Source organism: Haloferax sp. AS1, from assembly GCF_014530665.1.
Lineage (GTDB): Archaea > Halobacteriota > Halobacteria > Halobacteriales > Haloferacaceae > Haloferax > Haloferax volcanii.
On the sequence record NZ_SPSA01000001.1, the window covers coordinates 596,854 to 610,543 of the forward strand.

General features: G+C 69.3%; 17 protein-coding genes and 1 tRNA gene. 13 read left to right on the top strand and 5 right to left on the bottom strand.

Annotation, left to right across the window (positions count from 1 at the left end; all coding sequences use genetic code 11):
* Positions 1-95: 95 nt before the first annotated feature.
* On the top strand, positions 96-443 hold the full coding sequence (locus tag E4P24_RS03255) for a helix-turn-helix domain-containing protein (protein ID WP_004044357.1): 348 nt from the start codon (positions 96-98) through the stop codon (positions 441-443).
* Between the two features lie 17 nt (positions 444-460).
* Here E4P24_RS03255 and E4P24_RS03260 read toward each other — a convergent pair whose 3' ends face one another.
* Entirely contained in the window at positions 461-676 is a 216-nt protein-coding gene (locus E4P24_RS03260; protein ID WP_004044356.1) for a zinc ribbon domain-containing protein, read from the bottom strand.
* Between the two features lie 75 nt (positions 677-751).
* Here E4P24_RS03260 and E4P24_RS03265 point away from each other — a divergent pair, with 75 nt between their 5' ends.
* Positions 752-1,033 (top strand): hypothetical protein, encoded by a 282-nt coding sequence (locus E4P24_RS03265; protein WP_006600677.1) that lies wholly within the window; start codon positions 752-754, stop codon positions 1,031-1,033.
* Positions 1,034-1,093: 60 nt separating this feature from the next.
* Here the strand turns inward: E4P24_RS03265 and E4P24_RS03270 are convergent, their stop codons facing one another.
* The gene (locus E4P24_RS03270) at positions 1,094-1,741 is read right to left on the bottom strand and encodes a hypothetical protein (RefSeq protein WP_004065194.1); all 648 of its coding nucleotides are present in this window, start codon (positions 1,739-1,741) and stop codon (positions 1,094-1,096) included.
* Between the two features lie 140 nt (positions 1,742-1,881).
* Here E4P24_RS03270 and E4P24_RS03275 point away from each other — a divergent pair, with 140 nt between their 5' ends.
* On the top strand, positions 1,882-2,847 hold the full coding sequence (locus E4P24_RS03275; protein ID WP_004044353.1) for a TIGR00269 family protein: 966 nt from the start codon (positions 1,882-1,884) through the stop codon (positions 2,845-2,847).
* 179 nt (positions 2,848-3,026) lie between these two features.
* On the opposite strand, the gene ftsZ is transcribed toward E4P24_RS03275, so the two are convergent.
* From ftsZ to E4P24_RS03290, 3 genes are all read right to left on the bottom strand, one after another.
* Positions 3,027-4,229 (bottom strand): cell division protein FtsZ, encoded by a 1,203-nt coding sequence (ftsZ, locus tag E4P24_RS03280; protein ID WP_004044352.1) that lies wholly within the window; start codon positions 4,227-4,229, stop codon positions 3,027-3,029.
* Positions 4,230-4,231: 2 nt separating this feature from the next.
* Positions 4,232-4,417 carry a ribbon-helix-helix domain-containing protein gene (locus E4P24_RS03285; protein ID WP_004973176.1) on the bottom strand — a complete coding sequence of 62 codons (186 nt, stop codon included), beginning with the start codon at positions 4,415-4,417 and terminating at the stop codon, positions 4,232-4,234.
* Between the two features lie 212 nt (positions 4,418-4,629).
* The gene (locus E4P24_RS03290) at positions 4,630-5,232 is read right to left on the bottom strand and encodes a zinc ribbon domain-containing protein (RefSeq protein WP_008605665.1); all 603 of its coding nucleotides are present in this window, start codon (positions 5,230-5,232) and stop codon (positions 4,630-4,632) included.
* A 112-nt stretch (positions 5,233-5,344) separates the two neighbouring features.
* Here E4P24_RS03290 and E4P24_RS03295 point away from each other — a divergent pair.
* The 10 genes from E4P24_RS03295 to E4P24_RS03340 all read left to right on the top strand — a co-directional run bounded on the left by E4P24_RS03295 (position 5,345) and on the right by E4P24_RS03340 (position 13,469).
* A tRNA-Tyr gene (locus E4P24_RS03295) sits at positions 5,345-5,418 on the top strand.
* A 200-nt stretch (positions 5,419-5,618) separates the two neighbouring features.
* Complete coding sequence (locus E4P24_RS03300) at positions 5,619-6,602, top strand: aldo/keto reductase (protein ID WP_006600676.1); 984 nt, start codon at positions 5,619-5,621, stop codon at positions 6,600-6,602.
* Between the two features lie 65 nt (positions 6,603-6,667).
* A complete protein-coding gene (locus E4P24_RS03305; RefSeq protein ID WP_004044348.1) occupies positions 6,668-7,303 on the top strand; it encodes an HAD family hydrolase in 636 nt (211 codons plus the stop codon).
* On the top strand, positions 7,294-8,202 hold the full coding sequence (cbiB, locus tag E4P24_RS03310) for an adenosylcobinamide-phosphate synthase CbiB (protein WP_163488541.1): 909 nt from the start codon (positions 7,294-7,296) through the stop codon (positions 8,200-8,202). Before E4P24_RS03305 ends, cbiB begins: the two co-directional genes overlap by 10 nt.
* Positions 8,193-8,957, top strand: coding sequence for an adenosylcobinamide-GDP ribazoletransferase (gene cobS / locus E4P24_RS03315; protein ID WP_188148115.1), 765 nt, complete (start codon positions 8,193-8,195; stop codon positions 8,955-8,957). The genes cbiB and cobS overlap by 10 nt, the downstream gene beginning before the upstream one ends.
* Positions 8,957-9,556 carry an NTP transferase domain-containing protein gene (locus E4P24_RS03320; RefSeq protein ID WP_188148652.1) on the top strand — a complete coding sequence of 200 codons (600 nt, stop codon included), beginning with the start codon at positions 8,957-8,959 and terminating at the stop codon, positions 9,554-9,556. Before cobS ends, E4P24_RS03320 begins: the two co-directional genes overlap by 1 nt.
* Positions 9,547-10,614 carry a nicotinate-nucleotide--dimethylbenzimidazole phosphoribosyltransferase gene (locus E4P24_RS03325; RefSeq protein WP_188148116.1) on the top strand — a complete coding sequence of 356 codons (1,068 nt, stop codon included), beginning with the start codon at positions 9,547-9,549 and terminating at the stop codon, positions 10,612-10,614. Before E4P24_RS03320 ends, E4P24_RS03325 begins: the two co-directional genes overlap by 10 nt.
* On the top strand, positions 10,604-11,626 hold the full coding sequence (cobD, locus tag E4P24_RS03330) for a threonine-phosphate decarboxylase CobD (protein ID WP_115802197.1): 1,023 nt from the start codon (positions 10,604-10,606) through the stop codon (positions 11,624-11,626). The genes E4P24_RS03325 and cobD overlap by 11 nt, the downstream gene beginning before the upstream one ends.
* Positions 11,619-12,356: an adenosylcobinamide amidohydrolase gene (locus E4P24_RS03335; RefSeq protein WP_115860390.1), complete on the top strand. Its 738-nt coding sequence runs from the start codon at positions 11,619-11,621 to the stop codon at positions 12,354-12,356. The genes cobD and E4P24_RS03335 overlap by 8 nt, the downstream gene beginning before the upstream one ends.
* Positions 12,357-12,455: 99 nt before the next feature.
* Entirely contained in the window at positions 12,456-13,469 is a 1,014-nt protein-coding gene (locus E4P24_RS03340) for a histidinol-phosphate transaminase (RefSeq protein ID WP_006600673.1), read from the top strand.
* The last annotated feature ends 221 nt before the right edge of the window (positions 13,470-13,690 follow it).

Sequence of the window (13,690 nt, forward strand, 5' to 3'; positions counted from 1 at the left end):
GGTTCGCCGCGACGATGCGGTTACATCGTCATACTTGGTCAAGGAGAGTGAGTTTAATATAGTTAAGCGAACCTCGGTGTGAGTAGGTCACGTCGATGTCACCGCACCAGAACCTCGAAGCGAAGTACGAACAGTGTCCGGTCATCAAGACGCTCGAAGAAATCGGCTCGCGGTGGCGGATGACGGTCATCCACGTACTGCGCGAGGGCGACCTCCGGTTCAACGAACTCAAGCGCGCGACGGGCGCGAACTCCCAGACGCTCTCTCGCGTGCTGGACGACCTCCAAGAGTTGGGCTACGTCGAGCGGGAGGTCGAAGACGGCAGTCCCATCGCGGTGTACTACTCGCTCACGCAGAAAGGCGAGGAACTGCTCCCGGCGTTCGACGACATCTCCGAGTGGGGCGAAAAATGGATGTCGGAAGACGGCGGCGCGGAGTCGTAAGCGGGCTCGGCCGGTAGTCAGCCGAGGAACAGGTCGACGAAGTTCCCGCTCGACTGACCGCGGTAGAGTTCGGAGTAGCCGCAGTTCGCACACGAGACGACGGTGAACTGTCGGTTCTGGATGTCGAACATCTTCGAGAGGCCGCCTCCCGTGGTTGCGATGGAGTCGATTTCGGTCTCGGAGTGGCCGCATTTCGGACAGCCGTCTCGGTCGGCGCTTGGTGGAGGGCTCATGTTGAACCGTTGAACTACCCCGGTGAAAAATGTACCTCCGAAACCACTTCCTTTCTCGCGTTCGCGAGTACGCACATGTCCGTCGGTGGTCTCGTGTTCTTCCTCTTCGCCCTCCTCAGTATCGGTGCCGCAGTCGCCCTTTACGCCGGGATTCAAGCCGAGACGCGCGACCCGCCGACGATGAGTCGCGAGGAGGCGGAGCGTCGCGCCCGCGACGAGGGGCGGCGCTACAACGAACAACGCGGCCGAGGGACCGACCGACGCCCGAGCGGAGGCGGCCGCGGCGACGAGTTCGGCCCCGACGCCGACCGCACCGACGACCGCGGCCGCAACCGCGACGGCGACCGCGACTGGTAGCCGGGCGGCTCTGACTCGGTTTCGACTTCGAGTCGTCGCGGCCTCGACTCGACTCCGGCCTCAGACCACGTCGCCGCGGACCGACGTGCCGGTCTGTTCGGCCCGATAGGCCCGCATCGCCTCGACTGCCGTCTCGGCATCGTCGCCCTCCAGTCCGAGCATCTCCAGCGCGCCCGAGAGCGTCGGGAAGGCGAACTCGCCGTTTCGGAGCTTCGACATCGCGTCCGACGAGCGCTGGCCGTCGGCGTAGAGACAGACGCCGCGGGGGTCGAGAATCTGCTCGTAGGCCTCGCGTTCGACCGCGCCTTTCAGCCGCTGGGTGACGTTGTCCTCGAAGGAGGCGTTACACACTTCGAGGTGGACCGGTTCGTCGTCGTCCGGAAGGAGGTGGGCGGCGAGACACTTCTCGGGGGCCGCGTAGCCGTTCGCGTTGGCTCGCAGCAGGTCGGGGTGTTCGCGCGCCCACTCGGCGCGGACGCTCTTGCCGACGCCCTTCACGCCGTGGGACCGCTCGAACGATTCGGCCGCGTCGGGGTCGCCGCGGAGGAGGATGTCTTTCGTCACGTACACGTCGAGTCGGTCGAGGGGGTCGAGACCGAGCGCCACGTCGCCGTAGACCCACACCTCGCGGACCGGGACGGGGAGCGTCTCGGACTCGACGGCGTCGACGACGGCGTCGACGCGGTCGAGGGCGGCGTCTCTGTCCATCGACTGTCCGTGGGGTTCGGAGGGTCAAACCGGTTGCGACCGAGCGTGACCGAGTGCGGTCGAGCCGCCGGGCGCGCGAGCGACGCCGCGGTCGCCCCGAGGCGAAACCCGTATCCCTCCTGCCGGGCAACCGACCGGCAATGGAGTGCGACAAGTGCGGCCGCGACGCGGTGATGCACGCGGCCTACTCCGGGGCCCACCTCTGCGACGACCACTTCTGCGCCTCGGTTGAGAAACGCGTGCGCCGCCGCATCCGCGAGGACAACATGCTCCCACGAGACGCCAGTCCCGAGAACCCACAGACGTGGGTTATCGGGCTGTCCGGCGGCAAAGACAGCGTCGTCCTCACACACATCCTCGACGACACGTTCGGGCGCGACCCGCGCATCGAACTCGTCGCCCTCACCATCCACGAGGGCATCGAGGGCTACCGCGACAAGTCCGTCGACGCCTGCGTCGAACTCGCGGAGGACCTCGACATCCACCACGAACTGGTCACCTACGAGGACGAGTTCGGCGTCCAGATGGACGACGTGGTCGAGAAGGACCCAGAGAACATGGCCGCCTGCGCCTACTGCGGGGTGTTCCGCCGCGACCTGCTCGAACGCTTCGCCGACGAACTCGGCGCGGACAAACTGCTCACGGGGCACAACCTCGACGACGAGGCGCAGACGGCGCTCATGAACTTCTTCGAGGGCGACCTCAAGCAGGTCGCAAAGCACTTCGACGCCAGCATCGGTGACTTCGAAAAGCGTCGCGACGCCGGCGAGTTCATCCCGCGGGCCAAGCCGCTGCGCGACGTGCCCGAAAAGGAAGTCGCGCTCTACGCCCACCTGAAGGACCTCCCGGCGCACATCACCGAGTGTCCGCATTCTTCTGAGGCCTACCGCGGCGAGATTCAGCAGTTGTTGTTGAAACTCGAAGAGAACCACCCCGGCACCCGACATTCCATCATGGCGGGCTACGAGGAGTTGGCCGAACTGACCGCCCGCGAGTACCGCGGCGAGGGTCGCGTCGACCTCAACGACTGCGAGCGCTGCGGGTCGAAAACCGCCGGCGACGTCTGTCGGAAGTGCCGACTCATCGAGTCGATAGAAGCGGTCTGAGCGGCTACGGAACGACACGAAACTCGTTTTCTGACGCGTCTTACGGGTCAGACAGAACCGGGTGCGGTCGCGTCGACCGAATCGGCGGCGACGCTCGCGGTCGAAGAAATCCACGTCAGCGAAAAAGAACCCACGAAACCCGACGGGCGCGGCGGCGTCCGCGCGGGTCGGACAGGGCGTTACCGGATGACGTCGAGACCGTTGTTCTTCTCGACTTCGTCGCGGCCGCCGTCGGACCACGTGCCGCTCTGGGCCGTCTGGGCTCGCTCCGAGCTATCGAACTCCGAACCCGAGTGCTGCTGTTGTGACTCTCGGGACTGGATGCTCTGACGCGACTTGTCGGCCTGCTTCTGGGTCGAGGGGCCGAGCACCTGCGCGGACTGGACGCCCGTCATGATGGCCATGACGCGGACTTTCCCCTTGTACTCGTCCTGGATGCGAGCGCCCCAGATGACGTTCGCGGCGGCTTCCAGCCGTTCGGTGATGTTGCTCGCGATTCCCTCGGCCTCCTTCAGCGTGAGGTCGGGGCCGCCCGTGATGTGGACGAGGCCACCGGACGCACCGCGGTAGTCCACGTCCAAAAGCGGGTGGTTCATCGCGTCGTTGACCACCTCTTGGGTCTTGTTTTTGTCTTGGGTCTCGCCGACGAGCATCACCGCGACACCGCCCTGATTCATGATGGTCGACATGTCGGCGTAGTCGAGGTTGATGAGGGACGGCTGCGTGATGGTCTCCGAGATGCCCTTGACGGTCTCGGCGATAATCTGGTCCATGACCGAGAACGCCTTGCCGATGGGCAGGTTCGGGACGTAATCGAGGAGGCGGTTGTTGTCCAGCACGATGATGGAGTCGGCCTCGTTGCGGAGGTTTTCGAGTCCCTCCTCGGCCTTGACCGTGCGGGCGCGCTCGACGTTGAACGGGGTCGAGACCATGCCCACGACGATTGCGCCCTGCTCCTTTGCGATCTTCGCGACGACGGGGGCCGCACCGGTCCCGGTGCCACCGCCCATCCCCGCGGTGACGAACACGAGGTCGGCGTCGCCGAGCACGTCTTTGATCGTGCCCTGTGCCATCTCGGTCGCGCGCTCACCCATCGACGGGTCACCACCGGCGCCGAGACCCTGCGTCAGGGACTTCCCGACGAGGATTTTCGTGTCCGCTTCGATCATCTTCAGGTGCTGCTTGTCGGTGTTGATGGCGACCGTGTCGGCCCCCTCGACACCGATGTTGTACAGGCGGTTGATGGTGTTGTTGCCAGCACCACCGGCACCGACGATGACGATTCGCGGGTCACCGAACTGGTCGTCGCTGTCTTCGAGCGACGACTGCGTCTGACGCTCGGCCTCGTCCCGTTCCATCGCCTCGCGAACGATATCCTGCATAGTTACACCTTTGCCCAGCCGCGCTTGCTGGTAGATTCGCGCTGTCGCTTGTCGGTCGTCTGTTCATTGAGCATATCGCGAACGGCGGAACGGATGGCTTCGGATCGGTTCGGGAACTCTCCCGTCTCGACCATCCGCTCGACCTCCTCGATTTGCTGCTTCGGAATTCGTAGTGTCACACGCTCCATGTTTTCATTCCCCCGGTAAGACGGCGCGCCGCACTCGTGTGCGAGTGTCTTACACCCGAAAACCGACGGACGACGCCGGGATACGGGCCGCCGTCGGGTGGCTGTAAGACAACCGTCTTACGCGATAATCACCACAGAGGGATAGAATATAAATGTAACGGCGGTTGTAAGACAGAGGCTGAATATCCCGTATAGGGGGCTTTAATCGCCGGTTATGCTTGTTCCAGAACGTCGGCTGCGGGCGTCCGACGGCCGCAGTCGGGGCAGAACGCCCAGTCCGAGCGGAGTTCGTCGCCGCACTCGCAGAACACGCGGTGGGACGTCTTTTCACCGCAGTTCGGGCAGTAAACATGGTCTGGACCCACGGATTCGCCACATTGGCCACAGGTCATGTCGGGGTCGTCCGCGTCGCCGGACTCAAGTTCGTCCCGTGTCTTACGAACCGTACTCGGGGTCGATTCGGTGTCGACACCCGCGTTTACGCGAGATTCGCCGTTCGAACCATCGACGTTGATGTTGACGTTCAGGTCGGAGGGCGTCGGACGCTCGGACTCGCGGGCCGCCGCGGCTTCCTCGACGAGCGCCGGGAGCCGTTCGTCCAGTCGCTCGTCGACGAGTTCCTCGACCCGCGCGGAGAGCGCGCCGTCGAGACCGGCGGTGTCGGACGCGTCGTCCGCGGCGTCCGCGCCGTCGTCACGTTCCAGTTCGTCGAGGTACTGGCGGAGGGCCTCGCGCATCACCTCGCTTTTCGAGGTGTCGAGGCGGTCCAAGCGCTCGACGAGGGCGTCGTCGGCGCGGAACGTGATTTTACTCATTACTCCGGGATTATCTCGGCGGCATATCAATGTTCGCACCTGTCTGACACACAGCACACGCGGCAGCGAGAATGATAATGGTTAAACGCGTCGACCGGATACGAATCGGTAACCGCTCTTAGCTCAGCCTGGCAGAGCAGCCGACTGTAGATCGGCTTGTCCCCCGTTCAAATCGGGGAGAGCGGATTTTGCTTGCAAAATCCGATCGAGCCGGTTTGAGCAACGAGCAACGCAACGCGTTGCGAGTGAGTTCAAATCGGGGAACGGCCCTCGTTGATTCCGTCCCGTAGTGTCCCCCGTTCCGTCGCCTCAGACCCTCACGAACAATCGGAGTATATCTCGCCGCGACCCCGTGATTTACCCCCGTCTGTTCGGAAGCAAACGGCATGGATTCTCGACCGCTCGGCACGACCGGATTCGACGTTTCCGAAATCGCGCTGGGGACGTGGCAGCTCGGCGGCAGTTGGGGCTCGGTGACCGACGACGAGGCGTACGACGCCATCGAGGCGGCGCTCGACGCGGGCATCGACTTCCTCGACACCGCGGACGTGTACGGCGACGGCGACAGCGAGCGCCGCATCGGCGACGTGCTCGCGGACCGCGACGACGACGTCACCGTCGCCACCAAGGCGGGGCGGCGGCTTGACCCCCACGAGGCCGACGGCTACAACCGCGAGAACCTCGAACGGTTCGTGGACCGGAGCCGGGACAACCTCGGCGTCGACTCGCTCGACCTCGTCCAACTTCACTGCCCGCCGCGAGAGGTGTACTACCAGCCCGAGGTGTTCGATGCCCTGTCGGAGCTCCGCGACGCCGGGAAAATCGACCACTACGGCGTGAGCGTCGAGAAGGTCGAAGAGGGGCTCAAGGCCATCGAGTACGACGGCGTGGAGACGGTACAGATAATCTTCAATCCGCTTCGACAGCGACCCGCAGAGCTGTTCTTCCGGGAGGCGGCGCGCCGGAACGTCGGCGTCATCGTTCGCGTCCCGCTCGCGTCGGGGCTGCTCACCGGCGCGCTCTCCGCAGACGCAGAGTTTGCCGAGAACGACCACCGGAACTTCAACCGACACGGCGAGGCGTTCGACGTGGGCGAGACGTTCGCCGGAATCCCGTTCGAAGACGGTCTCGAAGCCGCGGATTCGATACAGGAGGTCGTCCCCGAGGGCGTCTCGCTCGCGCAGTTCACGCTCCGCTGGATTCTCTCGTTCGACGCCGTGAGCACCGTCATTCCCGGGTCGAAGACGCCGGAACACATCCGCGACAACGTCGCCGCGGCGTCGCTCCCACCGCTGTCAGCAGACCAGTTCGAGCGCGTCGAAGAAGTGTACAACGCGTACGCGCGAGAGCACGTCCACCATCGGTGGTGACCTGAGACCGCGGCCGAACCCCCCGCTTCGCTATATTCAAGTACAGTTTCGCCAATGAAATTCTAGTGGCAGTCACGTTCGACCTCTTCGGCACGCTCGTCGACGCCGAGTACCCGTCAGACCCCGGTTCGGCGGTCGCGGACGCGCTCCGCGAGTACGGCGTCGCCGTCCCCGACGACTGGGACGACGCCTACCGCGAGGTTCACATCGACGCGCCCGAGGGCGCGGAGGTCCCGCTTCCGGCGCACGTCGCCGCAGCCCTCCGGTCTCGGGGCGTCGACTCGCCGGACAACGCCGCGCGGCGCGCGGTCATCACGGCGTTCGACCCCGAGGTGACGACCCGTCCCGGCGCGGTCGACGCGGTCGCGGCTGCCCGCGAGGCCGGCGCGGTCGGCCTCCTCTCGAACTGTTCGGTCCCCGAACTCGTCGCGCGGACGCTCATCCGGTCGGACCTCGACCGGCGCGGCTTCGACGACATCACGACGAGCGTCGCCTGCGGCTGGCGGAAACCCCACCGGCAGGCGTTCGAGGCGGCGGCCCGCGGCCTCGGGGTCGACGCGGCCGAGTTGCTCCACGTCGGCGACGACCCGGACGCAGACGGCGGTATCGAGGCGGTCGGCGGCCGGTTCGTGAATCTCCGGGAGACGACGCTCGAATCGGTCGCGGCGAGACTGCGAGCCGGGGAGGACCCGTGCCCGTGACCGCCGCGGCCGCCGTCGTCGCCGCCGCGGCGCTGGACCGAGGGTTCGCCGAACCGCCGGCGCGCGTCCACCCGGTCGCGCTGTTCGGCCGACTCGTCTCGCCCGTCGACCGCGAGTGGTCCCGTCCGACGCTCGTCGGCGCGGTCGCGGCCGTCGCGCTTCCGGCGCTCGCCGCGGGCGTCACCGCGGCTGTGACGTGGGCCGCGACGCTCGTCTCGCCGTGGCTCGGCGCGGCCGTCGCGGCGCTCGCGCTGTTTTCGACCACGAGCCTCCGGATGCTCCTCGACGCGGCCGCGGCGGTCGTCTCGGCTACGGCGGACGAATCCGACCTCGATACCGCCCGGTACGAACTCCGGGCGCTGGCCGGGCGCGACCCGTCGTCGCTGTCGGCGGCCGATATCCGGAGCGCCGCCGTCGAGAGCGCCGCCGAGAACCTCGCCGACGGCCTCGTCGCCCCGTTGCTCGCGTTTACGCTCTTCGCGCCCGTCTCGCTCCCGCTCGCGGTCGGCGCGGCCGCGTGGGTGAAGGGCGTCAACACGCTCGATTCGATGCTCGGCTACCGACACAAGCCGGTCGGCCGCGTCCCGGCCCGCCTCGACGACGCGGTGATGTGGCTTCCGGCGCGCGTCGCGGCCGTCTTACTGGCCGTCGTCGCCGGCGCGCCGGCCACGGTGACGCGGGTCGGCGGGTTGGCGCGACGACCGTCGTCGCCCAACTCGGGGTGGCCGATGGCGACGCTCGCGGTCCTGCTCGAGACGCGACTGGAAAAGCCCGGGCACTACCTGCTCGACGGGGGGCCCGAGGCTCCCGACGCGGCGACCGCCGCGCGGGGCGTCCGACTCGTCTCGCGGGCCGGCCTCCTCGCGTTCGCCGTCGCGGGGGTGGTCGCGTGGTTCTGACCGCCCTCCGCGGCGCGCTCGGCTTCCTCACTCGCCTCCCGGTCGGCGGCGACGAGGCGAACTGGGACGCCTTCAGGCGCGCGCCCGTGGCGTTTCCGCTCGCCGGCTACGTCGTCGGCGCGCTGGCCGCGCTCCCGTTGTTGCTCCCGTTGCCGATTCCGACCGCGGCCGCGCTGTACCTCGTGACGCTGTATCTCGTGACGGGCGTCACCCACGCCGACGGCCTCGCGGACCTCGGTGACGCCGCGGTCGTCCACGGCGACGCCGACCGCCGGCTGTCGGTCTTGAAGGATTCGCAGACGGGCGTCGGCGGCCTGCTCGCGTTCGGGCTGACGCTCGTCGTCCTCGCGCTCGGCGCGTTCGGCCTCGCCGGTGCGGGCGGTCGCGTCGGCCTCACGGCCGCCGTCGCAATCGCGCTCGCCGCCGAGGTCGGCACGAAAGCCGGCATGGCGACGCTGGTCTGTCTCGGCGCGCCCGCCCACGAGGGACTCGGCTCGGCGCTCGTCGGTGAAAACAGTCCGTCGGGGCTGCTCGCCGTCGCCGTGGCCTGTCTCCCGGTCGTCGCGCTCGCGCCGGTCACGGGCGGCCCCGCCGTCGTCGCGGCGCTCTGCTGCGGGCCGGTCGTCGCGCTGCTCGTTCGCTCGTGGGGCCGCGCCCGCCTCGGCGGCGTCTCGGGCGACCTGCTGGGCGCGACGAACGAACTGGCCCGCGCCGCGGCCGTCCACGCGGGGGTGGTGACGTGGACGCTCTCGTGATGTGCGGCGGCCGCGGCACCCGCCTCGACGCGCCGGTCGAAAAGCCGCTCGTGGACATCTGCGGGCGGCCCATGCTCGACCGAGTCGCGGCGGCGCTCCGCGAGTCGAGCGCCGAGACCGTCCGCGCCGTCACCTCGCCGCACACGCCGAACACCCGCGAGCGCGCCGCCGACCTCGGTCTCGACCCCATCGAGGCTCCCGGCGACGGCTACGTCTCCGACCTCGGGTTCGCGTTGGCCCGCGTCTCCCGGCCGGTCGTCACCGTCGTTTCCGACCTCCCGCTCGTGGCCCCCGAACACGTCGACGCGGTCGTTTCGGCCGCGGACGGCGGGGCCGCCACCGCGTGCGTCCCCGTCGAACTGAAGCGCGACCTCGGAGCCAGCGTCGACGACGCGCTCGTCTTCGACCACGAGGGGACCGCCGTCTGCCCGACCGGGCTGGGCGTCGTCGGCCCCGCGGCCGCGGACGCGACAATTGATACCGACGCAGACACCGACACCGACACGCACTCGACCATGTACCTCTCCACAGACACCCGACTGGCACTCAACGTGAACCGCCCGACAGACATCGAACTCGCGGAGGACCGATGCGAGTAGTCCTCGTCGCCGGCACGACCGAGACGGCGAAGATACCCGGTATCAGCGCCGCCGGCGCGGAGCCGTCGCTCGTCGGCCACACGCCGAGCGCGGACGCCGAAATCATCGAGTACGGCGAGCCCGTCCGCTCGCCGGTGACGCCGGTCAGTCCGACGGGCTGTCCGACGCCCGCGGCCGTCACCCGCGCCGTCAAGCAGCTCACCGGCTTCGACGTGCTCACCGTGGACGCCGGCCTCGCGAAGCCGAGCGCCGCGCCGACCATCGACGTGGGCGCGCGACCCGGCCGCGACATCCGCGAGAGCGAACCGGTCCCGACCGCGCCCGGCGCATTCGAGGCGGCCCGGCGGATGGGCCTCGCGCTCCCCGAAGACGAACTCGTCATCGGCGAGACCGTCCCCGGCGGGACGACCACCGCGCTCGCCGTGTTCCGCGCGCTCGGCGAGGAGTTCCCCGTCTCGTCGTCGCTCCCGGACAACCCCACGAGCCTGAAAGAGGAGGTCGTCGCCGAGGCGTTCGAAGCCAGCGACGTCGAACCCGGCTTCGCGGCTCACAAACCCCGGCGCGCCGCCCGCTACCTCGGCGACCCGGTGCTTCCGGTCGTCGCCGGCCTCACCGTCGGCGCGCTCGAAAACGGCATCGACGTGACCCTCGGCGGCGGGACCCAACTGCTCGCGGCCGCCGCGCTCGCTCGCCACGCCGGCGCGAACGGCGGCCTGACGCTCGCAACGACATCGTACCTCGCCGAGGACGTGCCCGAGTTGGCCGACGCCGCCGAGGCGTTCGACCTCGAACTGACGGTCACCGACCCCGGCTTCGAGACGCACCCGCTGGACCGCTACGACGCGGGCGAGGCCAAGGAGGGCGCGGGCATGGGCGGCGCGCTCATGCTCGCCGACCGGATGGGCGTCCTCGACGACGTGGAGGCGGCCACGCTCGACGTGCTCTCCACGCTGGACCCCGAAGCCGTCGAGACCGGAACCGGAACCGCGGCGGCCGACGCCGGCGGAGCCGACGCTGGCGGCGTCGACGCCGACGCAGACATCGACGATGGACCCTGAGTCCGTCCGGGCGGGGAGCCGCGTCCCCCACGGCGGCACCACCGACCCGACCGTTCTCGACTTCAGCGCGAACACGAACCCCGAGCGCCCCGACGGCGTCGAGGCGGTGTACCGCGAGGCGTTCGACGCCTCGACCCGCTACCCCGACGACGACTACGCCGACTTTCGGGGGGCCGCCGGCGACTACGTCGGCTGTGTCCCCGAGGCGGTCGTGCCGACCGCCGGCGGCCTCGAAGCCCTGCGACTCGCGTTCGAAGTGACGCTCTCGCCGGGCGACACCGCGCTCGTCCCCGAACCGAGCTTCGGGGAGTACGACCGCGAGATTCGCCTGCAAGGGGCGGAGCCGGTGGCGGTCGCCCACGACGCGATTCTCGACGCCGACCCCGCGGACCACGCGGTCGCGGTCGTCTGCACGCCGAACAACCCGACGGGCGAACTCGCGCCCGCCGACGACCTCCGGGCGTTCGCGGCGCGCTGTCGGGAGGCGGAGACGACGCTCGTCGTCGACGAAGCGTTCCTCGATTTCACCGACGAGCCGAGCCTCGCGGGCGAGCCCGGCGTCGTCGTCGCCCGGTCGCTGACGAAGATGTTCGGGCTGCCGGGCATCCGCGCCGGCTTCGCCGTCGCCACCGGCGACCTCGGCGACCGGCTCGCCGTCGCCCGGCGGGCGTGGTCGCTCTCGACGCCCGCGGCCGCCGTCGGCGCGTACTGCATGGACGACGCCGAGTTCGTCTCGCGAACGCGAGCGCGCGTCTCGGCCGAGCGCGAGCGACTCCGCGAAACGCTGTCCGACGCCTTCGCGGTGTCCCCGTCGGACGCGCCGTTTCTCCTCGTGGACGTCGGCGACCGCGACGTCGACGCGGTGGTCGAGACCGCCCGCGACCGCGGGGTCGCCGTCCGGGACGCGACGACGTTTCCGACGCTCGACTCGCACGTCCGCGTCGCGGTGAAACGCCCCGACGAGAACGACGAACTGCTCCGGGCGCTCGCCGCCGTCGCCGACGATGTTTGAGACGGCGCGCCGCGACGGCGTCTGCCGACTCGCCCGACCGGAGACGCGCTGGCTCTCGACGGGCTACGCCGGCGGCGACTCGCGGGCGGACGCCGCGTTCAACGTCACCGTCCCCGAGGGCTGGCCCGAGACCGACCTCGACGCGTACGTCGAACGGCGGCTCTCGGCGGCCGGCTTCGACGAGCGCGGGCCGACGCTCCTGACGGGCGTCGGGCAGGAACACGCCCGGCGCGCCCGGTTCGGCCCGGTCGAAGTCGTCGCCACCGCGGGCGTGTCGAATCCGGCGGAACTCCCGATAGACGACGACCCGCGCGAGTGGGGAGACGCGTCGGACGCGCCTGACGCGGCGGCCGGCGACGACCGAGACGACCGAGACGACCCGGTCGGAACGGTCAACGTCTTCGTCGGGACGACACGGTCGCTGGAGCCGGGCGCGCTCGCGAACCTCGTCGCCGTGGCCGCCGAGGCGAAGGCGGCGACGCTCCTCGCGCGCTGCGGCGCGCCGGGGACGACGACCGACGCGGTCGTCGCCGCGTGCGACCCCGCCGGCGACCCGGCGACGTTCTCGGGGAGCGCGACCGAGGTCGGCAACGCGGCCCGGGTCTGCGTCCGCGACGCGGTGCTCGCGAGCCTCGGTTCGCGGTACGACGCCGGGCCGATACCGCGGGGCGTCGACGAGGCGAACTACGGCGTCGTCGCTGACGACCGCGCGACCGTCGCTCCGATTTGAGAACCGCCGGCGAAACGCGTTTCCGGCCGAAGAATCCACGGTGGTAGCTAAGTGGTCCCCGGAGAAGCCTTGATTATGGTTGGTAGCTAGCAGGTCGGTATGGACCCCGGTTCCGTTTCCGACGTCGACCACGTGACTCACGGCGGGACCGCCGACCACTCGCTCGTCGATTTCAGCACCGGCTCGAACCCCGAACACCCGTCCGGCCTCGCTGGCGTCTACGAATCGGCGCTCGCCACGGCGCGGCGGGACTCGCTGGACGACTACTCGCGGTTCCGCGTCGCCGCCGCGGAGTTCGTCGGCTGCAACCCCGACGAGGTCATCCCCGCCGCTGGCGTCATCGAAGCGCTCCGACTCGCCGTCGGCGTGACCGTCTCGCCCGGCGACAGCGTGGCGCTTCCGGCCCCTTGCTGCGGCGAGTACGCCCGCGAAATCCGGCTTCAGGGGGGCGACCCGGTCCACGTTCCGCACGACCGCCTCCTCGAAACCGTCGACCCCGCCGAGCACGCGGCGGTGATTCTCAGCTATCCCGCCAACCCGGTCGGGACCGCGTACCCGCGAGACGAGCTTCGGGCGTTCATCGACGGCTGTCGCCGGGCCGACACGCCCGTCATCGTCGACGAGACGTACCTCGGCTTCACGCGCCTCCCGAGCACGGCCGGCCTCGACGGCGTCATCGCGCTCCACTCGGTGACGAACGTCTTCGGCGTCCCCTCGCTCCGCGCGGGCTTCGCGGCCGCGACGGGCGACCTCGGTGACCGGCTCTCGCGGGCGCGCTGTTCGTGGGTGCTTTCGGCTCCGGCGGTGGAGGTTGCGACGTTCTGTCTCGAACAGGAGGCTTTCCTCGAAGCCACGCGGAACCGGGTCGAACGGGAGCGCCCGAGGGTGATTGCGGGGCTGGACCGGCTCGGCTACGACCCGCACCCCGCCGACAGCGCGCTCGTGTTGTTCCGCGCCGACGACGTCGATTGCGTCCTCCGCGAGACCCGACGGCGCGGATTCGCCGTCCGCGACGCCCGCGACTATCAGGGCCTCGACTCACACGTCAGAATCAGCGTCCGCCGCCCGGACGAAAACGACCGCTTGCTCGACGCGCTCGCCGAGGCGTCCTGAGCAACCGCGTCACCCACCGACGCGCTCGCCGGGACGCGAACGCCGACTCACCGACGACTCGCCGCCGAGCCGACGCCAGCCGACGGTCGCAGTTCCGTCCCGGATGGGGCCGCGGAACTCGGTTGCACGCCGCGATTCGAACCGCCGTCACCGATTCAGGTACACGATGAACGCGATGGTGAGGAGGGTCGCGTACACCGCGAACGTCGAGTCCTCGACTG